The sequence below is a fragment of the Micromonospora zingiberis genome, assembly GCF_004331455.1.
Taxonomy (GTDB): Bacteria; Actinomycetota; Actinomycetes; order Mycobacteriales; family Micromonosporaceae; genus Micromonospora; species Micromonospora zingiberis.
In genome coordinates this window covers 364,648-391,256 of record NZ_SJJR01000003.1, presented here as the reverse complement: position 1 = coordinate 391,256, position 26,609 = coordinate 364,648, and the positions used below count along the sequence as shown (strand labels likewise).

The 26,609-nt window shown below is 72.2% G+C and carries 23 protein-coding genes; 8 read left to right on the top strand and 15 right to left on the bottom strand.

Annotation, left to right across the window (positions count from 1 at the left end; translation table 11 throughout):
* Window positions 1-494: 494 nt before the first annotated feature.
* The 4 genes from E0H26_RS07105 to E0H26_RS07090 are packed head-to-tail and all read right to left on the bottom strand — an operon-like array spanning window position 495 to window position 4,765.
* Window positions 495-1,304, bottom strand: coding sequence for an inositol monophosphatase family protein (locus E0H26_RS07105; protein WP_131302348.1), 810 nt, complete (start codon window positions 1,302-1,304; stop codon window positions 495-497).
* Window positions 1,297-1,749, bottom strand: a complete 453-nt coding sequence (locus tag E0H26_RS07100; protein WP_131302345.1) for a response regulator — start codon at window positions 1,747-1,749, stop codon at window positions 1,297-1,299. The genes E0H26_RS07105 and E0H26_RS07100 overlap by 8 nt, the downstream gene beginning before the upstream one ends.
* On the bottom strand, window positions 1,746-3,563 hold the full coding sequence (locus E0H26_RS07095; RefSeq protein WP_131302342.1) for a sensor histidine kinase: 1,818 nt from the start codon (window positions 3,561-3,563) through the stop codon (window positions 1,746-1,748). The genes E0H26_RS07100 and E0H26_RS07095 overlap by 4 nt, the downstream gene beginning before the upstream one ends.
* On the bottom strand, window positions 3,560-4,765 hold the full coding sequence (locus E0H26_RS07090; RefSeq protein ID WP_131302339.1) for a PP2C family protein-serine/threonine phosphatase: 1,206 nt from the start codon (window positions 4,763-4,765) through the stop codon (window positions 3,560-3,562). The genes E0H26_RS07095 and E0H26_RS07090 overlap by 4 nt, the downstream gene beginning before the upstream one ends.
* A gap of 202 nt (window positions 4,766-4,967) precedes the next feature.
* Here E0H26_RS07090 and E0H26_RS07085 point away from each other — a divergent pair, with 202 nt between their 5' ends.
* The 3 genes from E0H26_RS07085 to E0H26_RS07075 all read left to right on the top strand — a co-directional run bounded on the left by E0H26_RS07085 (window position 4,968) and on the right by E0H26_RS07075 (window position 9,328).
* Complete coding sequence (locus E0H26_RS07085) at window positions 4,968-7,346, top strand: M28 family peptidase (RefSeq protein ID WP_131302337.1); 2,379 nt, start codon at window positions 4,968-4,970, stop codon at window positions 7,344-7,346.
* Between the two features lie 353 nt (window positions 7,347-7,699).
* On the top strand, window positions 7,700-8,455 hold the full coding sequence (locus tag E0H26_RS07080) for an HAD family hydrolase (RefSeq protein ID WP_131302334.1): 756 nt from the start codon (window positions 7,700-7,702) through the stop codon (window positions 8,453-8,455).
* A gap of 462 nt (window positions 8,456-8,917) precedes the next feature.
* Entirely contained in the window at window positions 8,918-9,328 is a 411-nt protein-coding gene (locus E0H26_RS07075) for a tyrosine-type recombinase/integrase (protein ID WP_165521777.1), read from the top strand.
* On the opposite strand, the gene E0H26_RS07070 is transcribed toward E0H26_RS07075, so the two are convergent.
* The 3 genes from E0H26_RS07070 to E0H26_RS07060 form a co-directional block, all read right to left on the bottom strand.
* The gene (locus tag E0H26_RS07070) at window positions 9,262-9,516 is read right to left on the bottom strand and encodes a Smr/MutS family protein (protein ID WP_013736060.1); all 255 of its coding nucleotides are present in this window, start codon (window positions 9,514-9,516) and stop codon (window positions 9,262-9,264) included. The genes E0H26_RS07075 and E0H26_RS07070 overlap by 67 nt on opposite strands.
* A gap of 115 nt (window positions 9,517-9,631) precedes the next feature.
* A complete protein-coding gene (locus tag E0H26_RS07065) occupies window positions 9,632-10,000 on the bottom strand; it encodes a tetratricopeptide repeat protein (protein WP_131302328.1) in 369 nt (122 codons plus the stop codon).
* 173 nt (window positions 10,001-10,173) lie between these two features.
* Window positions 10,174-10,926, bottom strand: a complete 753-nt coding sequence (locus E0H26_RS07060) for an ROK family protein (protein WP_131302325.1) — start codon at window positions 10,924-10,926, stop codon at window positions 10,174-10,176.
* 52 nt (window positions 10,927-10,978) lie between these two features.
* Between E0H26_RS07060 and E0H26_RS07055 the strand changes: the two genes are divergently transcribed.
* The 3 genes from E0H26_RS07055 (at window position 10,979) to E0H26_RS07045 (ending at window position 14,219) form a co-directional block, all read left to right on the top strand.
* A complete protein-coding gene (locus E0H26_RS07055) occupies window positions 10,979-12,616 on the top strand; it encodes an ABC-F family ATP-binding cassette domain-containing protein (RefSeq protein WP_131302321.1) in 1,638 nt (545 codons plus the stop codon).
* Between the two features lie 149 nt (window positions 12,617-12,765).
* The gene (locus E0H26_RS07050) at window positions 12,766-13,491 is read left to right on the top strand and encodes a methyltransferase domain-containing protein (protein WP_131302317.1); all 726 of its coding nucleotides are present in this window, start codon (window positions 12,766-12,768) and stop codon (window positions 13,489-13,491) included.
* Window positions 13,492-13,682: 191 nt separating this feature from the next.
* Window positions 13,683-14,219 (top strand): phospholipase, encoded by a 537-nt coding sequence (locus E0H26_RS07045; RefSeq protein ID WP_131302314.1) that lies wholly within the window; start codon window positions 13,683-13,685, stop codon window positions 14,217-14,219.
* Window positions 14,220-14,309: 90 nt separating this feature from the next.
* Here E0H26_RS07045 and E0H26_RS07040 read toward each other — a convergent pair whose 3' ends face one another.
* Both E0H26_RS07040 and E0H26_RS07035 read right to left on the bottom strand, forming a co-directional pair.
* Entirely contained in the window at window positions 14,310-17,117 is a 2,808-nt protein-coding gene (locus E0H26_RS07040) for an ATP-binding protein (protein ID WP_131302311.1), read from the bottom strand.
* Window positions 17,118-17,280: 163 nt separating this feature from the next.
* A complete protein-coding gene (locus tag E0H26_RS07035) occupies window positions 17,281-17,502 on the bottom strand; it encodes an FmdB family zinc ribbon protein (protein ID WP_131302308.1) in 222 nt (73 codons plus the stop codon).
* A gap of 56 nt (window positions 17,503-17,558) precedes the next feature.
* Between E0H26_RS07035 and E0H26_RS07030 the strand changes: the two genes are divergently transcribed.
* A complete protein-coding gene (locus tag E0H26_RS07030) occupies window positions 17,559-18,878 on the top strand; it encodes a lytic transglycosylase domain-containing protein (protein WP_131302305.1) in 1,320 nt (439 codons plus the stop codon).
* A gap of 72 nt (window positions 18,879-18,950) precedes the next feature.
* Window positions 18,951-19,967 (top strand): GNAT family N-acetyltransferase, encoded by a 1,017-nt coding sequence (locus E0H26_RS07025; RefSeq protein ID WP_131302633.1) that lies wholly within the window; start codon window positions 18,951-18,953, stop codon window positions 19,965-19,967.
* Window positions 19,968-19,983: 16 nt separating this feature from the next.
* On the opposite strand, the gene E0H26_RS07020 is transcribed toward E0H26_RS07025, so the two are convergent.
* The 6 genes from E0H26_RS07020 to E0H26_RS06995 all read right to left on the bottom strand — a co-directional run bounded on the left by E0H26_RS07020 (window position 19,984) and on the right by E0H26_RS06995 (window position 26,504).
* Window positions 19,984-20,487: a helix-turn-helix domain-containing protein gene (locus tag E0H26_RS07020; protein WP_131302301.1), complete on the bottom strand. Its 504-nt coding sequence runs from the start codon at window positions 20,485-20,487 to the stop codon at window positions 19,984-19,986.
* A 350-nt stretch (window positions 20,488-20,837) separates the two neighbouring features.
* Window positions 20,838-21,821 carry a porphobilinogen synthase gene (gene hemB, locus E0H26_RS07015; protein WP_131302298.1) on the bottom strand — a complete coding sequence of 328 codons (984 nt, stop codon included), beginning with the start codon at window positions 21,819-21,821 and terminating at the stop codon, window positions 20,838-20,840.
* Between the two features lie 18 nt (window positions 21,822-21,839).
* The gene (locus tag E0H26_RS07010) at window positions 21,840-23,420 is read right to left on the bottom strand and encodes a bifunctional uroporphyrinogen-III C-methyltransferase/uroporphyrinogen-III synthase (protein WP_131302295.1); all 1,581 of its coding nucleotides are present in this window, start codon (window positions 23,418-23,420) and stop codon (window positions 21,840-21,842) included.
* Window positions 23,417-24,412 (bottom strand): hydroxymethylbilane synthase, encoded by a 996-nt coding sequence (gene hemC / locus E0H26_RS07005; protein WP_131302291.1) that lies wholly within the window; start codon window positions 24,410-24,412, stop codon window positions 23,417-23,419. The genes E0H26_RS07010 and hemC overlap by 4 nt, the downstream gene beginning before the upstream one ends.
* Window positions 24,409-25,737, bottom strand: a complete 1,329-nt coding sequence (locus tag E0H26_RS07000) for a glutamyl-tRNA reductase (RefSeq protein WP_131302287.1) — start codon at window positions 25,735-25,737, stop codon at window positions 24,409-24,411. Before E0H26_RS07000 ends, hemC begins: the two co-directional genes overlap by 4 nt.
* Window positions 25,734-26,504, bottom strand: a complete 771-nt coding sequence (locus E0H26_RS06995; RefSeq protein ID WP_131302284.1) for a redox-sensing transcriptional repressor Rex — start codon at window positions 26,502-26,504, stop codon at window positions 25,734-25,736. The genes E0H26_RS07000 and E0H26_RS06995 overlap by 4 nt, the downstream gene beginning before the upstream one ends.
* Between the last annotated feature and the right edge of the window lie 105 nt (window positions 26,505-26,609).

Sequence of the window (26,609 nt, the reverse complement as noted above, 5' to 3'; positions counted from 1 at the left end):
CTCCGCCCACCCCCCACCCCACCCCGCCCCATGCCCAGACCCCGGCCCACGCCCAGACCCAGGGTCCGGGCCCGACCGCACCGCGCTGGTCCGGGCCCGACCGCACCGCGCTGGTCCGGGCCCGACCGCACCGCGCTGGTCCGGGCCCGACCGCACCGCGCTGGTCCGGGCCCGACCGCACCGCGCTGGTCCGGGCCCCGCCGGGCCCGCGCCCGGCCCAAGGCGGGTGATCAAGAGGTTTTGGTCGGGATCTGAGCTGAGGCCGACCGAAAGCTCTTGATCAACGCGGCGGTGCGGCGTTGGTGAGCGGCCGGCGGGGGTGGGGTGGGGGTGGGGGGTCGGTGCTGGGGGTACGGGGTGCCGCGAACCGACTCGCGGGCAACACTGATGGCGGCTTTCGCGGCGGGCCGTGCCCTCGGCGGGGCTCGGGCCACGCTGGGGGCGGCCAGGCTGGGGGCGGCCAGGCTGGGGCGGGAGGTGGAGGGCGGGGGGGGTTAGGTGGGGAGGAGGGTGGTGTGGACTTGGTGCCAGATCTGGTCGTTGATGGCTACCAGGAGGCCGTGGTCGGTGTCGGCCGGGTGGTAGTCGGTGCCGTCGAAGCGCCGGGCCACTCCACCAGCGGCCCGCACCAGCAGGGTGCCGGGGCCGTGGTCCCAGGGCAGGGTGCGCCAGAAGAGCACGAACTGCTGGTCACCGGTGAGCAGGTCGAGATATTCGCGGCCGGCGCAGTGCTGGCCGGGCAGCAGTTTCCCGATTCGCGCGCCGCCGGACTCGGCCGTCCGCCGCAACGAGGGCGGCAGGAACTTCGTCATCGCGGCGCCCCGCAGCTCGCCGATGGGCGGTGCCTCGGCCGGCAGGCGCAGCGAACGGCCGTTGAGGTAGCTACCGGTCTCCAGCCAGCCGGTCGCCAGGGTGTCCGCCAGCGGGTCGAAGATCCAGCCGGCTACCGGCTCACCGCCGGAGAGCAGGGAGATCATCAACGCGAAGGGGCGACGACCGGCCACGAAGTTGGCGGTGCCGTCGATCGGGTCGACCAGCCACACGTCTCCGGCGGATCGTAGGTGGCGCAGCAGGCCCGGATCCTCGGACACCGCCTCCTCGCCGATGACCACCGAACCCGGCCGCAGCCGGTGCAGCCCGGCCGTGATCGCCTCCTCGGCGCGGCGGTCGGCGACGGTGACCAGCTCACCGGGCGCCTTTTCGGTCACGTCGGCGGCCCCGAGGTGACGGAAGAACGGCAGTACGACCCGGTCGGCGGTCTCCCGCAGCAGTCCGGCGACGTCGTCGAGCAGGGTGTCAGCCACGCGGCGGCAGCTTCACCACGCTGACGAAGAACTCGTCGATCTGCCGGACCACCGCGATGAACCGCTCGAAGTCGACCGGCTTGGTCACGTACGCGTTCGCGTGCAGCTGGTAGCTGCGCAGGATGTCCTCGTCGGCTTGGGACGTGGTCAGCACCACCACCGGAATGCGGCAGAGCTGCTCGTCCTTCTTGATCTCCTCCAGCACCTCCCGGCCGTCCCGGCGGGGCAGGTTCAGGTCGAGCAGGATCAGATCGGGCAGCACCGCGTCCGCGTACTCGCCCTCGCGGCGCAGGTAGGCCAGCGCCTCGGCACCGTCGGAGACGACGTTGAGCCGGTTGCGCAGCTTGTGCTCCTCGAACGCCTCCCGGGTCATCAGCACGTCACCCGGATCGTCCTCGACGAGCAGCACCTCGATCGGGCTGTTGCCGTCCGCCGGCGCGGTCATCCCACCGCCTCCTTCATTCCGCCTGTGTCACCGCTGCCCGACTTTCCAGGATCCCCGGGTGCCCCGCCGCCCTGGCGAGCCACCCCGGTCCGCTGCGCCGTGCCGGCGTCAGCGGCCCGGTCATCGGCCGGCGGCCGGACCGTCGAATCGGCGTCGGCCCCCGCGCTGACCGTACCGTCACCGGTGGGCCGCTCGTCCCCGGCCGGTGACCCGGCCGGGCTGGCCGCGTCCGCCTCCGGCGCGCCAGCCCCACCAGCGGCCTCGACGTCGCGGGGAAGGGCGGGCAGGGCGAACCGGATCGCGGTCCCCTCCGGTACGTCCGTGTCCACCCAGACCCGGCCACCGTGGTATTCCACGATCTTCTTGACGATGGCCAGCCCGATGCCGGTCCCCGGGTACGCGTCCTTCGCGTGCAACCGCTGGAAGATCACGAAAATCTTGTCGGCGAACTCCGGCTCGATCCCGATGCCGTTGTCCTGACAGGTGATCTCCCACTCGTCGCCGACCAGGCGGGCCGAGACATGCACCTTCGGCGCCACGTCGGGCCGGCGGAACTTGACCGAGTTGCTGACCAGGTTCACCAGCAGGTTGGTCAGCAGCGGTTCCTCGCCCCGGATCACCGGCAGGTCGCCCCAGGTCAGTTCCGCGTCGGCGTACTGGCGGGCCGGCTCGGTCTGCGCGGCCACCTCACCCATCAACTGATTCAGGTCGACATCGGTGAAGCCGGCGGTGAGCCGACCGATCCTGGAGAACGCCAACAGGTCGTTGATCAACCGCTGCATCCGCTGCGCGCCGTCCACCGCGAACGCGATGTACTGGTCGGCCCGCTCGTCGAGCCGGCCCGCGTACCGGCGTTGCAGCAACTGGCAGAAGCTGGCCACCTTGCGCAGCGGCTCCTGCAGGTCGTGTGAGGCGACGTAGGCGAACTGCTCCAGGTCACGGTTGGACCGGGTCAGCTCCTCAGCCTGCTTCTGCAACTGGGTGTTGACCCACTCGATCCGCTCCCGCGCCTCGCGTACCTCGGCGAGGTCCGCCGCGATCCGCTGGCGCATGGCGTCCACGTCCGTACCGAGGCGTTGGAACTCCGGAGGCCCGGCGCCGACGATCCGGTGCGCGTAGTCACCCGTGACGACCTCCCGCACCTGCCCGGCCAGGGCGGTCAACGGGCGCAGCACCATCCGGTCCAGCGCGAGCAGCAGGGCGATGCCGGCCAACGCCACCACCAGCCCGGCGACGATGAGCAGGACGACCAGCAGGTTGCCGGTCCGCTCCACGTTCCGGGCGGTGGCCTCCCGCGCGGTGAAGATCTCGTCCTGGAGGGCGGCGACCGCGCCGCGCACCTCATCGAAACGCTGTCGAGTCTCGTCGGTCAGCAGCGCCTGACCGGCGGCGGTGCCGCTGGTCCTGGTCGTGTCGATCACCGGCTGGGCGACGCTGCGCCGCCACTCGTCCGCCAACTGCTCGACCACCAGCAGATCCGCCTCGACGGCGGGGTACTTGGCGGACAGCAGCCGGATCTCCTGCGCGGTCGTCCGCTCCCGGGCCAGGCCCTGCTCGTACGGGGCGAGATCCTCCGGGTCGGCGGTCACCGCGTACCCCCGGACCCCGGTCTCCTGGTCGAGCAGCGCGTTGAGCATCTCCTGGCCCTGCACCCGCAGCGGGCCGACCTCGGTGAGCAGCACGTCGGTGTAGTCGCGGTTCTTGGTGGCCACGATCGCCTCGGCCACGGCGACGCTGAACAGCATCACGCCGACCACACCGAGCAGCGCCAACACCCGGTGGCGCAGCGTCCACCGGCCGAGCCCGAGGCTCATCGGCCACCGCCCCGGGTGACCAGCAACATCGCCACGTCGTCGGCGAACGGGCCGCCGTTGAGCTGCTCGGCCCGCCCGACCAGCCAGGCCGGCAGTTCGGGCAGCGCGACGCTGCGGCTGTCCGGCTCCTCAAGCAACCGGGTCAGGCCGGGTACGTCGAGACGCTCGTCGCCGTCGCCCACCCGGCCCTCGATCAGACCATCGGTGTACATCAGCAGAGACCAGTCATCGGTGTCGAACTCCAGATCGAACGCGACCGGGCGGCGTGGCCGTACGCCGAGCAGCAGGCCGCCGGGGGCCGGCACCGGCGCCACCCGCCCTCCGGCGAGCAGGACCGGCGGCGGATGGCCGGCCAGCCGTACGGTCGCCCGGTTGGCGCCGAGGTCGAGCCGGGCCGTAGCGACCGTAGCGAAGATCTCCTGAAGGCGCCGCTCGCTCATCAGCACCTGCTCCAGCGCGGGCAGCACCTCGTCGTCCGGCACCCCGGCCAGGACCAACGCCCGCCAGGCCACCCGAAGCTCGACCCCGAGCGCCGCCTCGTCCACCCCGTGCCCGCACACGTCACCGACGATCAGATCGACCCGATCGGGACGGGTCTGCACCACGTCGAAGAAGTCGCCACCGATCAGGGCGGCATGCCGGCCCGGCCGGTAGAACGTGTGCACGGCGATCACGTCGGTCGACATCAGCGGCTGGGGCAGCAGGCCGCGTTCCAGCCGGGCCGACTCGGCCTGCCGCAACTCCACCTCGCGCAGCCGGCGGGCGTTCTCGTCGGCGCGCTTGCGCTCCACCGCGTAGCGCAGCGCCCGGGTCAGCAACACCCCGTCGACCTGGCCCTTGACCAGATAGTCCTGCGCACCCTCAGCGACCGCGACGATGCCCAGGTGCTCGTCGGAACGGCCGGTCAGCACGCAGACGGCGGCGCTGCCGGACATCTCCAGGACCCACCGCAGACCGTCCAGCCCCTGCGCGTCGGGCAGGCCCAGGTCCAGCAGTACGCAGTCCACGCCCACCATCCGCTGGCGGGCCTCGCTGAGGCTGGTGGCGACCAGCAGATCGATTCCCGAGTTCGTCTCGGCCAGCAGCTCACCGACGAGGAAGGCGTCACCCTCGTCGTCCTCGACCAGCAGCACCCGCAGCCGCTCCCCCGGCGGCAGATTCGGATTACCGCCCAGGCCCCCCTGCGGGTACGGCCACGACACGACGGAGGGACCGGTCGTGCCGGTCCCCCGGTGCGGCCGGGTCACCGCCGCGACGGGCGGGAGATCGCTGGTGATGTCGGGCTCCTTCCGAGTGCCCTGCTGATCCTGTATTAGACAACGTTCGCACACAACACGACGGGGCGCCCTGGGGTGACGTGGAGGATGATGTGCACCCCAGGTCCCACCCCCCGAGGAGCCTTCCGTGGGCGCACCCCCCAGCCCCGCCGCCGATCGTGCCCTCTCCCGACCGCGCCGCCGCCTGATCGCCGCGCTGGCGGCCGTGGTCGCGCTCGTAGCCGTCGGCACACTCGCGCTGCTCGACATCCGTCCCCCGGCGCCAAGGTCGACCGACGCGCCGGTCGGGGAATTCAGCGCCGACCGGGCGTACGCGCATGTGCCGATCATCGCCGGCCAGCCGCACGTCGCGGGCAGCCCGGCCAACGACGCGGTCCGCGACCACCTGGAGGCCGAGTTGCGCGGGCTGGGCCTGGAAACCGAGGTGCAGGACACGATCGCCGAGGAGGCCGGTCAGCTCAGCGGGGCGGCGGGTGGCGCCACCCTGGCCCGGGTACGCAACGTGGTGGCCCGGCTGGCCGGCGCCGACCCGACCGGCACGGTGTTCCTGGTCGCCCACTACGACGCGGTGCAGACCGGGCCGGGCGGCAACGACGACGGTGCGGGCGTCGCCACCATCCTGGAGGTGGCCCGGGCGCTGACCAACGGCCCGACGCCCCGCAACGACGTGGTGTTCGTCCTCACCGACGCCGAGGAGGCGTGCCTCTGCGGAGCCTCGGCGTTCGCCGCCGACCATCCGCTGGCCGCCGGTAAGGGCGTGGTGCTCAACCTGGAGGCCCGGGGCCGCACCGGACCGGTGATCATGTTCGAGACCTCGCCGGAGAACGCGGCGCTGGTCGACGTGTTCGGTCGGGCCGCGCCACACCCGGTGGGCACGTCGTTCGCCGTGGAGGTCTACCGCGCGCTGCCCAACGACACCGACTTCACCGCCTTCCTCGACCAGGGGTTCGTCGGGCTGAACTCGGCCTACCTCGACGGCGGCGCGATCTACCACACCCCGCTGGACACCCCCGACTCGATGGACCGGGCCAGCCTCCAGCACCACGGCGACAACGCGCTCGGTCTGGCCCGCGAGTTCGGCCGGATCGACCTGGACGACCTGGACGCCGGACACGACGCCACCTACTTCCCGGTCCCCGGTGGCCTGGCCCGCTACCCGGGCCCGCTGGTGCTGCCGCTGGCCCTGCTCGCGCTGGCCGGGGTGATCGCCCTCGGCTGGATGGCCCGACGCCGGGGCCGGGTCACCGGTGGCCGGCTGGCCGCCGGATTCGGGTTGGCGCTGCTGCCGATCGTCCTCGCCCCGCTGGGCGCGCAGTTGCTCTGGGCAGCGATCACCGCCATCCGGCCCGGCTACGCCGAACTGCTCGACCCGTACCGGCCCACCTGGTACCGGCTGGCCGTGCTGGCGCTCGCCGCCGCCGTACTGTTCGCCTGGTACGCGCTGACCCGTCGCCGGGTCGGCCCCGCCGCGCTGGCCATCGGCGGGCTGGGCTGGCTGGCGCTGCTCGGCGTACTACTCGCGGTTCTGGTGCCCGGCGGGGCGTACCTGGCGACCCTGCCGGCCCTGGCCGGCGCGCTCGCCGGCCTGGTCGCGGTGACCACCCGCGTCGACGGTCCGGTGCCGGTGATCGCGGTGACCCTGGCCGGGGCGGTGGCGGTGGTCATCCTGCTGCCGACGGTGGTGCTGCTCTTCCCAGCGCTGGGTATGGGGATGGGCGGCGTCGCGGCGCTCTTCGCGGTGCTGCTCGGCCTGGCCGCGCTGCCGGTGGTGGACCTGCTGCATCCGCAGGCCGGCGGCCAGCGGGGCATGGTGGCGTTGCGGGCCCGCCGGCTCGGTGCGCTGCCCGCCGGCGCCGCCGCAGTGGCGGCGGTGGTGCTCGCCGGGGTCGGGCTCTCCGTCGACCGGTTCGACGCCGCACATCCCGCGCCCACCCACCTGATGTACGCGCTGGACGCCGGCACCGGACAGGCCCGCTGGCTCAGCCACGAATCCGACCCGCAGCCCTGGACCGCCGGGTACGTCGACGGTCCGGTCTCCGTCGCCGACGACTTCCCCGGCCTCGGCCGCGGCGAGTTGCTCGGCGGCCCCGCCCAGGCGGCCACCCTGCCCGCACCCCGGCTGGAGGTGCTGGCCGACACCACCACGGCCGGCGAGCGCACCCTGCGGCTACGGCTCACCCCACAACGCCCGGCACGCCTGACCACCCTGCACGTCGACACCTCGACGGCAACTGTGCGCAGCGCTCAGGTGGCCGGCCGACCGGTGCCGGTCGAGAACCGCGAGGGCCGATGGGGCTTCGGAGTCGTCTTCCACGCCCCGCCACCCGAGGGCATCGAGATCACCCTGACCGTCGTACCGAAGGCGGCGCAGGTCGCGCTGCGCGCGATGGACGCCAGCGACGGCCTCGACGCCCTACCCGGCTTCCGCCCCCGCCCCCCACACGTCGGCGTGGCCGGCTCCCACACCTCCGAAATGCTCGCCATAGCCCGCACCTACCCCCTCTAACCCACCCACCCCACCCCCCGCCCCTCGCCCCCCGCCCTCCAGCCCCGCCGATCTTGCACTTTCGGTCCCCGCGAAAGGTGCAATTCACGCAAAGAGGCGACCAGAAGTGCAAGATCGACAAGGGCTGGGGGCGGGGCGGGCAGGGTGGTCAGCGGGGTGGGGGCCGGGGTGATCGGTGGGGCGGGGGTTACTTCCAGCGGTATTGATCTCCCTGTCAAGCATCACCGACCAAAGCGGACCTGTCCTCCCTGTCCCGTCACGGGAGATGCTTGACAGTGGCGTCCCACCAGCTGTTTGACGAGATCCGGAAATGAGGGGCCAACGGCCTGGATGAGGTCGACTACGCTCCTGCCATGTTGGCCTCGCTCTTCGCCGTCACAGTCCGCTACCGGCGGCTGATCCTCAGCCTTTCGTTTGTCCTGGCTGTGGGTCTGGCCTGGGGCCGTCGGCTGTCCGGCTGGCTGGGGTTGATCCTGATCATTGCGACCATCCTCGTGGGCGTGCTGGGCGTGCTTGCCCTTGGTCGATCGCGTCCGGCGGCCTTGCTGGTCAAGCCTGAGGTTCGGGCGTTCGCCACTGAGCCGGGCGCGTCCCAGATCCTCATCGCCGTGATGCTCACGCTCATGGCCTCGCAGTTGCTGGTGACTGGCCACCTTGGCGAAGTCGTCGGGGGCCTGTTCCTGGTGTTGCCGTTCCTGCTCCTCGTCGGCGTCGGTGTACACGTTGCCAGCGGCTGGCGCGGCGTTTCGTTCGAGCTGCGACCGGACGGTGTCTGTCAACGCGACATCACCGGCTCCTTGATGGTGCCGTGGGAGGCCCTGGCACCCGGCCGCCCGTTCCGGCCCGCAGTCGGGGCCTCCACCCTGGCCCTGACCTACGCACAACCGGAACTGGTACGCCGTCGCGGCATCCTCCCCCTGGGCCGGCGTCGGCTGCGCATCGACAACGTCCACCCGTGGTTCCTCGCCGACACGATCCGGCACTACGTCGACCACCCGCAGCACCGGGCGGCGATCGGCGAACCAGCCGAGTACCAACGGCTCTGGCATGCGTTGACGTCTGCGCCCACTGGCCCCGGCCATGGGCACGCTTCACGGACGTGTCGATGATTTTCAACGCGGCCGTTTGATGACCGGAAGATCGTCAGCAACCCGTTCTCGGCCAAGAGCATCCGCCGCCCCAAACCCGCCCCCACCAAGGTCGTGCCGTGGTCCGTCGACTGCCTGGCCGCGTTCCGCGAGAACCTGCCTCTCCGGTATCGGGTGGCGGTGGACCTGGGCGCGGGCTGTGGCCTATGGCAGGGCGAGATCTTCGCGGTCAGTCCCGGCGACATCGACCCGACACGGCCGGTTCTACACGTCACCCGTCAGATCAAGCTCGTGGCGTGCTGATCTTCGCTCCACCCAAGGGCGGCAAGTCCCCTGCCAAGTTCGGTCGCGGGCAGGCTCCGGAAACACGCTCAGGACTGCCCACCCGTTGCGGTGACGCTGCCGTGGGGCTCTCTGGCCGGCGAGCCACGGACCGTCGAGCTGTACCTGACGAACCCGGCCGGGACGGCGCTCACGCGCTCGATGTTCAACTCCGGAGTCTGGAAGCCGGCGATCCGCGCGACCGGCATCCCCGACGACCGGCACAACGGGATGCACGTACTCCGGCACACCTACGCCTCGGTACTGCTCGACGCCGGAGAGAGCACCAAGGCTCTGTCGGCGTACCTGGGCCACGCCGACCCCGGCTTCACCCTCCGGACCTACACACACCTGCTGCCAGCCAGTGAGGACCGCACCAGACGCGCCATCGACAGGGCACTCGGCGAGGACCAGACTCCAGCGCCACTGACGGCCTGGAGACGGCATGATCATGGTTCAGCGGCCCTGCCAGCGCCCGAAAGTGCAGGTCAAGGGTGCTTCCGTCACTACTTCCAGCGGAAGTGGACGAAGAGGCGGCCGAAGTTCTTGGAGTCCTTCTCGACCCGGTGGTAGAGCTGCTTGACGTCCTTCTGGTCGAGGAAGCGCAGCACGCGCTTCTTGAGCTGGCCGGAGCCCTTGCCGGGGATGATCTCGACCAGGGTGGCCTTCTTCGCCACCGCCTCGTCCATGATCCCGCGCAGCGCCCGGTCGATGTCGTGGCCCTTGTTGAAGATGTCGTGCAGGTCCAGCTTCAGCTTCATGCCACGTCCACCGTCCGGTCGGTTCCCATGCGGCCATGGTAGGCAGGCGGGCGGTACGGCCGATGCGACGACGAAGGGCGGCCCGAACCGGGCCGCCCTTCGTCGTCGTGCCGCGTCAGCGACCGCCGCCGACCCGGGTTTCGACCCGGCGCAGGGCGGTCGTGTAGTCGTCGTTGGCGGCGTGCATGGCCGCCGCGATACGCAGGTGGCGCAGCGCGTCGGCGTACCGGTTCAGCCGCTCCAGCGTCCGGCCCAACACGTGGTGGGCGTAGTGGTCGCTGGGGTTACGGTCGACCAGCTCCCGCAGCTGCTCCTCGGCCCGCCCGAGCTGGGCGGACTGGAAGTACGCCCGAGCCAGCAGCTGGCGTACGGCGGCGTTGTCCGGCTCGGCCTCGACGATCGGTTCGAGCAGTCGCGCCGCTCCGCTCGGGTCACCCGACTCGAAGAACAGGGTCGCCCGCCGGTACTCGGCCAGAAGATCCATTCCGCCCACCCCCTCCGTGTCGCAGCACTCCTCCGACGCTGGCACAACACCGGCCGTACCGCGACTGTTCCCGCGCGCTTTTTCCGTCTCGGGCCGGTCGGCGCCGTGCTCCCCCGCCGGGTTGTTAAGCAGGGGCCCTTCCTATACACGAGGCGTTAACAGGGTGCCCTTCCTTACACCGGGGCGAGGTCCCAGGCGCGGACGCCGCCTACTATGCCGGCGCTGTTGGGGACGACGACCACGTCGTCGCCCATCCGGGCGAGCTGTTCGGGCCGGATCAGTCGGGAGTTGCCGCCGCCGAGGTAGAGCCGGTCCCAGCGGAACACCGGGCGCAGCCCCTCCACCACCTGCCGGATTCGCCGGGACCAGAAGGCGTCGCCCAGCCGGCGGCGCTCCGGTTCACCGACATAGGTGTCGTAGGTGGTGCCCCAGCGGACCGGGGCATGCGACAGCTCCAGGTGCGGGGCGAGCACCCCGCCGTCGAACAGTGCGCTGCCCAGCCCGGTGCCGAGGGTCAACACCAGTTCGCAGCCGGTGCCGGCGACCACCCCGGCGCCGTGCACCTCGGCGTCGTTGAGTACCAGCGTGGGCAGCCCGAACGCGGTGGCGAGGGCGCTCCGGGCGTCGTACCCGGACCAGTCGGCGAGCAACGTCGGGTCGACCCGGCTGCGCGGGCCGGAGCGGGTCACGTAGTGCGGGGTGGCCACCACCACCCCGTGCCGGATCATGCCCGGCAGCCCGACCGTCACCCGGTCCGCCGAGGGTAGCTGGGCGCCCAGGTCGAGCAGGGTCTTGACGAACAGCTCCGGCGGCAGGGGATACGGCGTCGGTACCCGCAGCGGTTGCGCCCGCATGGTGCCCGCGCCGTCGAGGACGGATGCCTTGATCCCGCCGCCGCCGCAGTCGATCGCGAGAGTGGTCTGCACGACCGTGAGTCTGCCTCGTACGCCCGGCCGCCGCAGGTAGGCTCGGCTGCTTGTGAGCGCCACGCTGATCGTCAAGGACCTTGCCGCAGGTCACGGAGACCGGACCCTGTTCGCCGGGCTGGACCTGGTGGTGGCACCGGGGGACGTGATCGGCCTGGTCGGCCCGAACGGGGCGGGCAAGTCGACGCTGCTGCGTACCCTCGCCGGGTTGCTTCCGGTGGAGGCCGGCAGCGTCACGGTGAGTCCGCCCGGCGCGAGCGTCGGGCACCTGCCGCAGGAGCCGGAGCGGCGCCCCGGCGAGACGGTACGGGCGTTCCTGGCCCGGCGCACCGGGGTGGCCGCCGCCCAGGCCGCCCTCGACGCGGCGACGGAGGCGCTGACCGCCGGCCTGCCGGGCGCGGACGACGCCTACGCCAGCGCCCTGGAGGGCTGGCTCGGCCTGGGCGGGGCGGACCTGGACGAGCGGGCCGAGGAGGTGGCCGCCGAGCTGGGGCTGACCGTCGACCTCGATCATGAGATGACCGGCCTCTCCGGCGGCCAGGCGGCCCGGGCGGGACTGGCCTCGCTGCTGCTCAGCCGGTACGACGTCTTCCTGCTCGATGAGCCCACCAACGACCTGGACCTGGCCGGCCTGGACCGCCTGGAGCAGTTCGTCACCGGGCTGCGGGCGGGCACGGTGCTGGTCAGCCACGACCGGGAGTTCCTGGCCCGGACGGTGACCCGGGTGCTGGAGTTGGATCTGCACCAGCAGCAGGTCAACCAGTTCGGCGGGGGCTACGCGGCGTACCTGGAGGAGCGGGAGGTGGCGCGCCGCCAGGCACGCGCCGACTTCGAGGAGTACGCCGACACGAAGGCGTCGCTGGAGGCACGGGCCCGGACCCAGCGATCCTGGATGGAGAAGGGTGTCCGCAACGCCCGGCGCAAGGCCACCGACAACGACAAGGTGGGCCGCAAGTTCCGGTCCGAGTCGACCGAGAAGCAGGCGGCGAAGGCCCGGCAGACCGAGCGGCTGATCGAGCGGCTGGATGTGGTCGAGGAGCCACGCAAGGAGTGGGAGCTACGGATGGAGATCGCCGCCGCGCCCCGCGCCGGCGCCGTGGTGGCCACCCTCCGTGACGCCGTGGTACGCCGTGGCGACTTCACCCTCGGCCCGGTGAATCTCCAGATCGACTGGGCCGACCGGGTGGCGGTGACCGGGGCCAACGGGTCGGGCAAGTCCACCCTGCTGGGCGCCCTGCTCGGCCGGCTGCCGCTGGCCGCCGGCCAGGCCGCGCTCGGCCCGGGGGTGGTGGTCGGCGAGGTGGACCAGGCCCGTGGACTGTTCCTCGGGGACGCGCCGCTGCTGGACGCCTTCCGGGTGGCCGTACCGGATCTGTCACCCGCCGACGCACGGACGCTGCTGGCCAAGTTCGGCCTGCGGGCGCAGCACGTGCTGCGGCCGGCCGCGACGTTGTCGCCCGGTGAGCGGACCCGGGCGGCGCTGGCGTTGTTGCAGGGGCGCGGGGTCAACCTGCTGGTGTTGGACGAGCCGACCAACCATCTGGACCTGCCGGCGATCGAGCAGTTGGAAGCGGCGTTGGCCAGCTACCCGGGCACGCTGCTGCTGGTGACCCACGACCGGCGGATGCTCGACGCGGTACGCCTCGACCGCCGCTTGCGGGTGACCGCCGGGCGGATCGTGGAGTCGTGATCCGGGGCGCGGGCACGGCCACTGCGGGCATTGCCGGCCTCGGTAACCCGGGTGCCGGGCCGACTTCACCGGCCGGAATGCAAGTTTTCGGGATAAGCAACGCATAACGGTCAGAGATCCGGGTAACGGGCCGGCCGGAGGTGGCCGGGATGGTGGCGTTGGCACACACTCCGCCCTCGGCCGAGCGGCTGCGGGCGGTAGACGGATTCCTCACCGAGGCGTGGGCGGACCAGGTCCGGCACGACGATCGACTCCGCCCGCTGCGGATCGAGGTCCGCTTCGATCGCGGCGTCGCCCATCTGAGCGGCGAGGTCGACGACCTGGCGCAGCTACGGCTGGTCCGGGATCAGGTGGGCCGACTGGCCGGCGTCTTCGGCGTCTGGTGCCGGGTACGGGTGGGCGGACGCGATCCGGTGGTGGTCGACCTCGGGTGCGGCGCCACCAAACAGTGGTCGGGCAACCTGGGGCTGGACATCTTCCCGGCGCCCGGCGTGGACGCGGTGGCCGACCTGTCCGGCTCACTGCCGCTGGCGGACGACTCGGTGGACGTGCTGTTCGCGGTGCACATCCTGGAGCACCTGATCGACTTCCTGCCGCTGCTGGACGAGTGCCACCGGGTGCTCCGCCCGGGCGGCGTGCTGCACGTGATGAGCCCCTGGTGGGGGCACGTGAACGCGGTGGCCGATCCGACCCACGTCCGGCTGCTGGACGTACAGACGATCAAGGGCGTCTGCGTCATGCGTCCACCGGGTACGCCGCGCTGGTACCCACTGCACGCCGGCACCGACGGCGCCTCGATCTTCGCGGACCTGACCCCGCTCGGGCCGGACGACGAGGGCCCCTCCCCCACCCATCTGGCGCGCTTCTTCGACTAGCGCCCGGCGGCCACCTTCGTGGCAAATGCCCCGGAAGCATCGTGCTCCCGGGGCATTCGTCTGTTTGAGCAGAGGTCATCAATATTTCCAACAGGTAACACCACCTCGTCAATGCATTGATCGACACTGATGGCGCCGGTGACTCGCCGGTAACCACCGTCCACCGCACACCCCCAGCGGAGGTCCCCATCGTGTCCAGACGACCCGCCACCCTCCTCGCGTCGGGCGTACTCGCGCTGCTCACGGCGCTCGCCGTCGCATCCCCCGCAGCCGCCGCCGTCACCCCGCAGCAGAAGCTCTCCGTGCTGTCCAGCTGGACGCAGACCAGCGCCAGCAGCTACAACGCCTGGAACTCGGCCCGCCAGAACCGGGCCGCCTGGGCGGACTACAACTTCGACTGGTCAACCGACTACTGCTCGTCCAGCCCGGACAACCCACTCGGGTTCAGCTTCTCCCTCTCCTGCTTCCGGCACGACTTCGGCTACCGCAACTACAAGGCGGTCGGCCAGTTCAGCGCCAACAAGTCGCGCCTGGACAGTGCCTTCTACGAGGATCTGAAGCGGGTCTGCGCCACATACAACGCCGTCGTCCGGCCGGCCTGCTACAGCCTGGCCTGGACCTACTACCAGGCGGTCGCCATCTTCGGCTCGGTCGCCGCCGTCCAGCAGTCCGACCTCGACCGGGCCGCCAAGATGAAGACCGAGGCCGAACGCCACGCCCGGACCTGACCGCACACCAGCCGACAGCGGACGCCCAGCCGACCAGTCGGTGGGGCGTCCGCTGTGGCGCGAGCAGGCCGAACGAAGAGGTGACCGCCGTCAGGCGTGTTCGCTGTGCCGGTCAGCGGTGGCGGTCGACTGGCGGGGTGCGCGCCGACCGGCCTGCGCCGTGAACCGGCCAGAGTCGGCGGCCAGGTCCGGATGCTCCACGCCGAGTGCCAGCGCGACCGCCTCGTCCAGGCCGAACTCGGCACCCTCGCCGTACGCCTCGTCGAAGGCGGCGTCACCCAGAATCCGACGCAGGGCCGCCTGCTGCTGCCTCCAGTAGGCGTCGTAGATCCCCGGCGTGGACCGCAGACTCGCCCGGGTCACCTGCGCCGCGCCGAAGAGCCGGGCCGCGGTCAGTGGCGCATCCCCGACGGCACACCGCACCGCGATGGCGTTCAGCGTGTCGCAGGCACGCCCGTGGAAGCCGTGGTTCATCCGAGACCGCAACGCCGCGAGCAGGTGTTCGTGCGCCGCCACCAGGTCACCCCGGGCCAACGCCACCATGCCGAGCAGCATGTCCACCGACCGGCGGCCCCGCTCGACCGGCCGGGCCGCCTCGACCGGACGAGCCGCACCCAGCAACTCCGCCGCCTCGTCCAACGCCCCCCGCAACCACAACAACTCGGCGAGACGGAACACGGCGAACAGCGCCTCGGAGTCGACCCCCTGGTCGTACGCCCAGTCGATGACCTCCCGGCAGACCCGCTCGGCCTCGGCGAACTGCCCCATGTCGACCAGCGGCGCGGCCCGCCCGGCAAGCACCCGGGCCAGCAGTCCGGCGTCGCCCGCCTGCCGGGCCGCCGCCTCCGCCCGCTGCGAATACCGCAACTCCTCGGCGTACTCGCCGTCGGCGCCGGCATGCAGTGAATGCAGGTGGTACGCCGCCGCCAGTTCCCCTTCCGGAATCGTCTCGCCGGTCTCGGCGATCCGGCTGTACAGCCGGAACAGCCAGAGCCGGCCCTCCCGCGCCAGCCCACGCTCGCGCCACCACTGTTCCAGCCCGCCGGCCAACCGCAGCCCGGTCCGGGCACTGCCACCGGTGGCGCACCAACGCAGGGCGGCGCGCAGCTCACCGGCGAGCGGATCCAACGCGTACAGCGAGAGGGTCACCGGTTGCCCGTCCGGGCCCAGATGGGCCTGCGCCAGGGCGTGCGCGGACCAGGCCACGTGCCGGTTCCTGGCCGCCTGCTCCTCGCCGGCCTCGGCCAGCCGGCGGGCCGCGTACGCCCGAATCGGATCGAGCATCCGGTAGGTGCAGCCCGAGGCGTGCGGTTCCGCCAGGACCAGGGACTTGTCCACCAGCACCGAGAGCGGATCGAGTGGATCGTCGCCGAGCAGCCACTCCACCGTTTCCAGATCGACCGGCCCGGCGAAGACCGCCAGCCACCGCAGCAGCCGCGCGGCGCGCGGACCGAGCGTCCGGTACGACCAGGTCACGGTCGCCTGAATGGTCAGGTGCCGTTCGATCGCCGTACGCGCCAGCGCGGCCGGCGGGTTCGCGCCGGTCACCTCCGGGTCGACGCCCCGAGCCCCGGTGAGCGCGTCGTCGACCGGTGGTGGCGGCGGATCCTCCCGACCGGCGTCGAGGGTGCCGAGCACGTCGTCGAGGCGTTCGGCGAGTTGCCCGACCGAGAGCACCCGCAGCCGCGCGGCGGCCAACTCTATGGCCAGTGGCAGGCCGTCCAGCCGCCGTACCACCCGACGCAGGTCGGCGGACTCGGCCGAATCCGGCTGTCGGCCGCCCCGGGCCGCCGCCGTGCGGTCCAGCAGCAGCGCGACCGCGTCGCTCTCGGAACCGTCAGGCGGCGGATCGACCGACAGCGGCGGGATCCGCCACACCACCTCGCCGGGTAGCACCAGCGGCTCCCGGGTGGTCGCCAGCACCCGGACCCCGCCCCCGCCGGCCAGCAGCCGGGTGACCGCGTCCGCGCAGGCCGCCGGCTGGGCATCGCAGGTGTCCAACACGATCAGCATCCGGCGAGCGGCCGCGTACTCGACCAACGTGTCGACCATCGGACGCCCCGGCTCGGGACGCAGCCCGAGCACGGCGGCGATCGCGAAGGCCACCAGCCCCGGGTCGGTGACCGAGGCGATGTCGACGAACCAGACTCCGTCCGGGTGCTCCTCGACCAGGTCGGTGGCGAGTTCCACGGCCAGTCGGGTCTTGCCGCCACCGCCAGCACCAAGGACGGTGACCAGCCGGTGCCGGGCGACGAGTTGCCGGAGTTCGGCTCGCTCGGCCTGGCGGCCGACGAACGAGGTGACCTGCACGGGCAGGTTGTGCGCCACCGCGTCGGCGGTACGCGGGCGTGGGAACTGCTGCTCCAATCCGGACGCGACGAGCTGGAACAGTCGTTCCCGGTCGTCGAAGCCGCGCAACCGGTGCAGCCCGAGGTCGAGCAGGGACGCACCGGTCGGCAACGGGTCGGCATGCCGCGCCGTCGCCGCCGAGCAGAGCACCTGCCCACCGTGCGCGGCGGCGGCCACCCGCGCGGCCCGATGCACCTCCGGGCTGGCGTACTCACCGTCGCGCGGCTCGGCCCAGCCGGTGTGCAGGCCCATCCGTACCCGGGGCGCCGCCTCCGGGGTGGGCCACTCGTGCTCGCCGAGCGCACGCTGAGCTGTCAGGCACGCGGTCAGCGCGGCACTCGCGTCGTCGAAGGCCAGGAAGAACGAGTCGCCCTCGGTCAGCAGTTCCGCGCCCTCGGTGGCGGCGATGGTCCGACGCAGCAACCGCCGGTGTTCCGCCAGCACCGGCCGGTAGCCGGAGCCGAGCAACTGCGCCAGCCGGGTCGAGCCCTCGATGTCGGTGAAGACGAAAGTCACCCAGCCGGCCGGGAGGTGCATCCGTGACGACATGCGTGGCACCTCCCCCCTGGCCTCGACCTCATACTTCACGAAGCCAGATCGTCACGCATCGTGAGAACGGTCGGCCGAGACTCCGCCCCAAGGTGCCATCGGACCCGGCATCCGGGCAAGGCGGCCATCATCCGTCCCATCAACTGACCGTGCGGCACCCGCCCTAACAGCCGCAGCCACCACCGCAGCAGCCACCACCACCGGAGGGCGCGGGCGCACCACCGGGAACGCCTCCACCGCGACCGGTGACCGCGATCGTGGAGAGCAGCTTGACGGTGTCGTCGTGGCCCTGCGGACAGGGCGCCGGCTCGCCGGCCCGGGCCATCGGACGGTTGACCTCGAAGGTGTCGCCGCAGGCGCGGCAACGAAACTCGTACCGGGGCATGACATCAGGGTACGACCGGACCTGACGTTCGCCGGTACATGGGTGATACTCGACGGGTGGCAGACGGCGAAGAGCGCATACCCCTACGCCCACTCCGGCCGGCCACGCCGCTTGCCGGCGCCGCCCCGGACGGCCCGGTCAGCAGGTTGCCCCGACCTCGTCGGCCCTGGCTGCGCTCGGCCGAGCCCACCAGCGGATCAGCTGCGGCACCAGGTGGCGACTCCGCCGTCCCGGCGTCCGACGACCGACCCACGGCCCGGAAAGACGCCGCCCCCAGCGCACCCGGCAGCGACGGCGAACCGACCACCAAGGCCGACGACGCGCCCGCAACCAAGGTCGACGGCGAACCGGCCGGCAGGGTCGACGGCGAGGGCGGGCCGGACGGTACGGCTGCGGTGTCCACACCGGACTCGGCGCCGTCGAGCGTCCGGCGACGCCGGACGCGGTTCGCGCACGCCGTACGCCTGCCGGGCCCGCGTGCTGCGGCGCGGGCGACCCGGGACTGGTCGCGGCGGCCGAGCGGACGACTGACCCTGCCCGGGGTGTTCCTCCTCGCCCTGGTGGCCGCGACCGTCATGGCCGGGGCGAAGGTGGTACCGGCCACCATCGGCGCACCGCGGCCGGTCGCGGCCGACGCCACCGCCGGCGGGCCCGGGGCGGGCGGCCTGCCGCCATCCAGCGAGGCACCCCCGCCCGGCGCCGCCCCACCACCCGAGGTGCCGCTGCCGCCGGGTGCGACACCGCCGAACATGCCGGGTACCACCGCGCCGACCGCTCCGGGCGGCGTCGTGCCGATCACCGGGCGTCCCTCCGACGCGCTCGCCGGTTGGGCCCGTGAGGTCGGCGCCAAGGCCGGCATCGACCCGATCGCCATGCAGGCGTACGGCTATGCCGAGCTGGTGCTCGCCGAAACCAACCGCAGCTGCGGTCTGAGCTGGACCACGCTGGCCGCGATCGGCTTCGTCGAGTCCCGCCACGGGCAGGCCAACAACGCCCGCCTGAGCCCGGACGGTCGGGCCATCCCGGAGATCATCGGCCTGCCGCTGGACGGCCAGGGTGGTCGGATGCGGATCGCCGACACCGACCGGGGCGAGCTCGACGGGGACACCACCTACGACCGGGCGATCGGGCCGATGCAGTTCATCCCGACGACGTGGCAGGAGGTCGGCGCCGACGCGGACCTCGACGGCCGCAAGGACCCGCACAACATCCACGACGCCGCGCTGGCCGCCGGGATCTACCTCTGCAAGGGCAACCGCAACCTGACGATCCCGGGCGACTGGTGGAACGCGATCCTGTCGTACAACAACGTCCGACCGTACGCCCAGGACGTGTTCAACACGGCTAATCGATACGGACAGGCCAGTCGCACGTGAAGTGATCGTCCGCATACATTGGAGAACTGGACACTTCCCCCAGGCTGCCGTTAACGGCAAGCTAGACGGGTGATGGTGCGCGAGTGGGACCCCCGGAACGCGTCCTCCGCCGAGATCGCGTCGCTGTTGGACACGCTGAACGCGGTTCTGGCGACCGATCTCCCGCAGGATCCGCCCTGGCGTGAGACCTGCATGCGGGAGTACCTCGCCGAGGTGATGCCGGGCGAGCGGCGGATCTCCTGGGTGGCCCAGGCCGAGCCGGCCGCCGACGGCACGCCCGGCCCGATCCTGGGGCATGTGCACGTGCTGCTGCTCGGCAGCATCGGCGTGCTGGAGGTGCTGGTACACCCCACCCTCCGGCGTGGCGGGCTCGGTCGCGACCTAGTCCTGCGCGCCGCCCGCCGGGTCTACCAGGAGGGCTTCGAGTCGATCGGGGTGGAGGTGGTCGGCGGCACTCCTGCCATCGCCTTCTACGAGTCGCTGGGCTTCGCCCGGGAGTACGTCGAGACCCGCAGCGTGCTCGACCTGTCCGGCGTCGACTGGGCCGAGTTGGCCGAGATGTCGACCGGTGTCGGGGCGGGCTACCACGTCCAGTTCCACCCGGGCGGGCCGCCGGACGAGCTGATCGAGGCGTACGCGCGGGCCAAGGCCGAGATCCGGGACGTCGAGGACGGCGAACTGCGGCCGAGTTCGTACGACCCGCAGCGACTGCGCGACAGCCTGGACTGCCTGCACCGGCGGGGCATGAAGCCCTACATCGTGCTCGCCCTGCACGAGCAGACCGGCGAGGTGGCCGGGCTGACCGAGGTGGTGGTGCCGGTTCAGCACCCCACCCGGGCCGACCAGTACGACACGATCGTGGTGCAGGATCACCGTGGCTACGGCATCGATCGTGCGATCAAGGCCCGGATGCTGCTGGAGCTGCGTTCGGCCGAGCCGCAGCTGACCGAGGTCCAGACCTGGAACGCCCAAGCCAACGAGGCGATGCTCAAGGTCAACGCCGAGCTGGGATATCTGCCCGACCGCGAGTGGTGCGAATACAGCGTGGACGTGGCCGAGCTGGTACACCGCCTGGACAACTCCCGCTGACCCGGCGGGACACCGCTCAGTAACCCCAGTTCCGAGGATCCGGAGGCGGGGGCACGTTGCGGTATTTCGCCACCCGCACCTCCCACTGGCTGCGCCGCCGCCGCGCCTCCCGCTCGACCCGGCAGCGATGGAACGTCTCCGGCGGGCGGGCCAGCCCGTAGATGTCCGCCCACCACTCGCCCGGCTTCGGATCGAGAATGGTGTTCAAATGCGCCGGGTAGCGGCGGTCCGCGCCGTCGCGGGTGTCATCCCAGACCTCCATCGGCAGGACGACCCGCCCCTCCTGATCGACGGCCACGAGGTAGAGCCCGGCGGCGCCGAGCAACCGCTCCAGCACCGCCAGACTCGGCGTCAGCGTCCCGGCCTCGACCCGCGCGACGGTGGACGGCGCGACCTTCGCGAAGCGCGCCATGCGTGACTGGCTCAGCCCGACGATGCGCCGGGCGCGGCGCACCAGACCGGCAATCGGGAACCACCCCAGCGTCGGGCCAAGATCCGGAGGTTCGAAAACGGAAGCCATTCGCCCACCCTGCCGACCACCACCCCCACCCCGCGACCCCTGTGGATAACCCTGTGGACAACCCCCGCTCAACGGCAACCTCCCCCTCCCACCCACCCCCAGGTAGCGCCCCTTTGCTCTGCTTCACCCCACGCATCGAAATTGGCGCAGAACCGGTGCGTGGGTTGAAGCAGAGCAAAGGGGCTGGAGGAGGGTAGGGGTCTCAGGCGAACCGACAGGGACGGCGGTCGCCGTTCGAGCGTTCCCCGTGCGCAGGCAGGTGCCCATGCTCAGGGCATTTCCCCGGGCGCAGGGCAGTGGCCGGGCGCAGGCGGGTGCTCTTGCGAGTGAGGGGTGAGGGGTGAGGCTGGTCAGTAGCGCTGGCGGAGGAGTTCGGCGGCTTCCACGGCCCAGTAGGTGAGGATGATCTGGGCGCCTGCGCGTCGGATCGAGGTGAGCGTCTCCAGCATGACCAGTTCCCGGTCGATCCAGCCGTTCGCGGCGGCGGCTTCGACCATCGCGTACTCGCCGGAGACCTGGTAGGCGGCGACCGGGACGTGCACCGCGGCGCGGACCGCCGAGACCACGTCGAGATACGGCAGGGCGGGCTTGACCATCACCATGTCGGCGCCCTCGGCCACGTCCAGTTCCACCTCACGCAGCGACTCGCGCAGGTTCGCCGGGTCCTGCTGGTAGCTGCGCCGGTCCCCCTCCAACGCCGACTCGACGGCGTCCCGGAACGGGCCGAAGAAGGCCGAAGCGTACTTGGCGGCGTAGGCCAGGACCGCGACGTCGGTGTGCCCGGCCGCGTCCAGCGCTCGGCGTACCACGCCCACCTGGCCGTCCATCATGCCGGACGGGCCGACCACCGACACCCCGGCGGCGGCCTGGGCGACCGCCATCTCGGCGTACGCGGCGAGGGTGGCGTCGTTGTCCACCGCGCCGTCGGGGGTGAGCAGCCCACAGTGTCCGTGCGAGGTGAACTCGTCCAGACAGAGGTCACTCATCACGACGGTGGCATCGCCCACCTCGGAGACCACGTCCCGGATCGCCACGTTGAGGATGCCGTCCGGGTCGAGGCCACCGCTGCCGAACTCGTCCCGCGACGCCGGCACCCCGAAGAGCATGATCCCGCCGACGCCGGCCTGCACCGCCTCCACCGCGGCCTTGCGCAGCGAGTCGCGCGAGTGTTGGAGCACGCCGGGCAGCGAACGGATCGGACGCGGCTCGGTCAGCCCCTCCTTGACGAACATCGGTACGACCAGCTCGGCCGGGGCGGGTCGGGTCTCGGCGACCAGCCGCCGCACGGCTGCGGTGCTACGCAGCCGGCGGGGCCGGTGCTCGGGGTACGGCATGGCAAGCCTCCGTGACGACTACCGGAACCTCAGCGCGGTCGGCCCCTGCACCTTCGAACCACGGCGCTGCTTCGCCGGCATCGCGGCGAGCTTCTCCCGCAGCTCGACGGCGTAGCCGGCGAGCGCCTCCACCAGGTCGGGCACCGAGGCGTGCGGCGGCTGGACGTCGACCCGCAGGCCGAACTCCGTCGCGGTCTCCGCGGTCTTGGGCCCGATCACGGCGACAACGGTACGCGCGTGCGGCTTGCCGGCGATACCGACGAGATTGCGCACTGTCGAGCTTGACGTGAAGAGCACGGCGTCGAAACCACCGGACTTGATCGCGTCCCGGATCTCGGCGGGCGGCGGGGCGGCCCGGACCGTCCGGTAGGCGGTCACGTCGTCGACCTCCCAGCCGCGCTCGGTGAGCCCGGCGGCGAGGGTCTCGGTGGCGATGTCGGCGCGCGGCAGCAGCACCCGGCCGACCGGGTCGAGCACCTCGTCGTGCGGCGAGAATTCGGCCAGCAGCCCCTCGGAGGACTGCTCCCCGGCGGGGATCAGTTCCGGCTGGATGCCGAAGGCGCGGACCGCGTCGGCGGTGGCCTCACCGATACAGGCGATCTTCACGCCGCCGAAGTGCCGGGCGTCGAGACCGTGCTCGGCGAACTTCTCCCAGACCGCGCGTACCGCGTTGACCGAGGTGAAGATCACCCAGGCGTACCGGCCGTCGACCAGGCCCTTGACCGCCCGCTCCATCTGGGCCGGGGTACGCGGCGGCTCCACCGCGATGGTCGGCACCTCGCACGGGATCGCGCCGTACGCGCGCAGCCGGGCACTCATCACCCCGGCCTGCTCCTTGGTCCGGGGAACCAGCACCTTCCAGCCGTACAGCGGGCGGTTCTCCCACCAGCTGAGCTTGTCCCGCTGACCCACGCCGTCACCGACGGTCAGCACCACCCGGCCGGTGAAGCCGAGTGCCGCCGCGACGAACGAGTCGACGGTCGACGTGGTGGTGTACTGGGTCTCCCCGGTGCCGTCACCGGTCACCCCGACGGCGGTGCCGCCGTCCACTCCGGCGGCGAGCAGCCCGTCCCGGACAGCGGCCAGGTCACCGGCGTCCACGGCGAGCGCCAGCGAGCCGCGCTGCACCGCTGCGGCCAGCGCGTCGAAGTCCAGGGTGCCGACGTCCTCGACGTCGGCGGCGGTCCGTACGCCGGGCAGGGGCACACCGGCGTAGGTGGCCACCCCCTCGGCCTGGCTGACGCCGGGTACCACCTCGAAGTGCGCGGCGGTACGCGCCACCGCCTGCACCTCCTTGACCACCGAGTCGTGGCCGAACGGGTCGCCGGCCACCAGGTGCACCGCGTTCTGCCCGGAGCGGGCGGCCGAGATCAGCACCTTCGCCACATCGCCCGGCACGCCTTCGGCCGGGGTGAACTGGGTTTCGGCCTTGGCCTCGGCCCGGACGACGTCGAGCAACGACTCGGGGACTCCCCGGTCGTACACCACCTGGTCGGCGTCGACCAGGGCGTCGTGCGCCCGGCGGGTCAGCAGGCCCGGGTCGCCGGGTCCAGCCCCGACGAACGCGATACGGCCTACGGGCTTACGGGTGCGGGTCATTCTGTGCTCCCAAATTGCTGGGTCCCCGGGCCGTCGTGTCCTTGCGGGCCGAGGATCGAGTCGGCGCCGAGGTCGAGGAGTTCGGTGGCGAGTGCCTTACCGATCTCCGCCGCGTCGGCGGGCGTTCCGGTGCGGGACAGCCGGATGTCACGGGTGCCGTCCGGGCTGATCACCGCCCCGCGCAGGTAGATCTCCTGGACAACATCGCCTTCGGCGCCGGAGCCGGTTGGCTCGCCTTCGGCGACGACGGCGTAGGCGGCGACCGGTGCGGAGCATCCGGCCTCCAGCGTGGCGAGCATCGCGCGCTCCGCGGTGATCGCGGCGCGTGACGGTGCGTGGTCGAGCGTACCGAGCAGTTCGACCAGTTCCTGGTCGTCGACCCGGCACTCCACCGCCAGCGCGCCCTGGGCGGGGGCCGGCAGCATCAGCATCGGGTCGAGTGTCTCGGTGATGACGTCGACCTGGCCGATGCGGGCCAGCCCCGCTCGGGCCAGGACGACGGCGTCCAGGTCGGCCTCCGGGCCGAGCACCCGGGCCAGCCGGGTGTCGATGTTGCCTCGGATCGGGGTGACCGACAGTTGCAGGCCCAGCGCGTGCAGCTGGGCGATCCGGCGCAGCGCGCCGGTGCCGACGGAGGCTCCGGGCGCGAGTTCGGCCAGGGTCTTCCCGTCGCGGGCGACCAGCGCGTCGCGCGGGTCCTGGCGCGGCGGCACCGCGGCGATGTGCAGCCCGGCCGCCGCCGCGGTCGGCAGGTCCTTGTACGAGTGGACCGCGAAGTCGATCTCCCCGGCGACCAGCGCGTCGCGCAGCGCGGAGACGAACACCCCGACGCCGAGCCGGTGCACCGGCGCGTTGGACCGGTCACCGGCGGTGACCACCTCGACCAGTTCGACCGGTCGCCCGGTGCGCGCGGTCAGGGCCTCGGCGACCTGCCCGGACTGGGCCAGCGCCAGCTTGCTGCCCCGGGTGCCGAGGCGTAGCGGCGTGCTCATCGCTCACCTCCGGTGGTGGGGTTGATGTCGGGAACCGTGTCCACCGGGGAGGTCTGTGGTACCTCCAGGTCGAACAGCTCGCGCAGCAGCGCCGCGTACTGGTCGCCGCCGGGCTCGGCGGCGAGTTGGCGGACCCGTACGGTCGGCTGGTGCAGCAGCCGCTGGACCACCCGGTGCACGGTACGGGCCACCTCGGCGCGCTGGTCGTCGGTGAGATCGGGGCGCCGCTGCGCGAGCCGGCGCAGTTCGGCGCTGACCACGTCGTCGGCCCGGCCTCGCAGGGCGGCCACGGTCGGTGCCACGTCGGCGCCACGCAGCCAGGTGAGGAAGGACTCGACCTCGCTGGCCACGATCCGTTCGACGGCGGCGGCTTCGGCGGCGGCCGGGCCGTCGGCGAGCAGGGTGGCCATCCGGTCGATGTCGATCACCTCGACGCCGGGCAGCTCGGCCACGCCGGGCCCGACGTCGCGCGGTACGGCCAGGTCGAGCAGGACCAGCGGCCCGCGCTCCGGGGCGCGGGCGACCACCGCGTCGGCGACGATCGCGCGGGTGAGGACCGGCTCGGTGGAGGCGGTGGCGGCCACTACGATGTCCACTGTGGAGAGCGTGTCGGCCAGCTCGGCCATCGGTCGCGCGGCGGCGCCGTACGACTCGGCCAGCCGTACCGCCCGGTCGGTGCTCCGGTTGGTGACGGTCAACGGGCCGGCGCCGAGCCGGGACAGCGTCGCCACGCCCAGCGAGCCCATCGCCCCGGCCCCGACGATCAGTGCGGGCCGGTCGGCGAGTTCGTCGCCGAGATGGCCGGCGGCCAACCCCAGCGCGGCGGTGACCACGCTCTGGCCGGCCCGGTCGATGCCGGTCTCGGAGTGGGCCCGCTTGCCCACCCGCAGCGCCTGCTGCATCAGCTCGTGCAGCAGCCGCCCGGCGGTGTCCGCCCCGCTGGCCCAGTGGTAGGCGTCGCGGAGCTGGCCGAGGATCTGTGCCTCGCCGATCACCATCGAGTCCAGGCCGGCGGCGACCCGGAAGACGTGGTTCACCGCGGCGGAGTCGAAGTGCACGTAGAGGTGGTTGGCCAGCGCCGCCGGCTGGCAGCCGGCCTGCTCGGCCAGGACGGCGCAGATGTCGCCGAGGCCGCCGTGGAAGCCGGACACCGCCGCGTAGACCTCCACCCGGTTGCAGGTGGAGACCAGCACGGCCTCACTCACGTACGGCTGGGCGACCAGGCGGTCCAGGGTGCGGGTGAGGCCCTCCGGGGCGACCGCGAGCCGCTCCAGGGTGGCGACCGGCGCGGTGCGGTAGGAGGCACCCACGACGAGGAGTTTCACGTGCCGATCGCCTCCTGGCTCTCGGTGACCGCGAGACCACCCGGCAGGGCGGTCAGGGCGGACCCGCCGGTGCTGGGCAGCGCGGTCAGGGACGCCTTGCGGTGCTCGTGGAACGACAGAATCTGCAACTCGATGGCGAGGTCGACCTTGCGCACGTCGACCCCGTCCGGGACCGAGAGTACGCACGGCGCGAAGTTCAGGATGCTCGTCACGCCGACGGCCACGAGTTGGTCCGCCACCCGCTGGGCGGCCGACGCGGGGGTGGCGATGACACCGATCGCGATCGACTCCTCGGCTGCCACCCGGGGCAACTCGTCGACGTGCCGGACGACCATCCCGTTGATCTCCTCGCCGACCCGCCCGGGGTCGGCGTCGAGCAGTGCGGCGATCCGGAAGCCACGGCTGGCGAAGCCGTCGTAGCCGGCCAGGGCGTGACCGAGGTTACCCACGCCGACCAGGGCGACCGCCCGACGCTGGGTCAGCCCGAGGACGTACTCGATCTGCTCGATCAGCAGCGCCACGTCGTAGCCGACCCCACGGGTGCCGTACGAGCCGAGCTGGGACAGGTCCTTGCGGAGCTTGGCCGAGTTCACCCCGGCGGCGTTGGCGAGCCCTTCGCTGGAAACCGTCTCGTTACCGGTTTCGGCCAGGTTGTGCAGGGCACGGAGGTACTCGGGGAGCCGGGCCACCGTCGCCTCGGGGAGGTCCGGGAGCGCCGGTACGGCACCGGCGCGGCCGGGCGCGCCAGGGTGACGGTGCTGACTCATGAGACTCCGTGCGGTGCGATCCTCGACCGACTCCACCGGCCGGCCGTTTGGGGACTCCCGCTGGCGACCGAAATTGCCGGCTGTGCTAGCAGGGCGCGTCGGAAT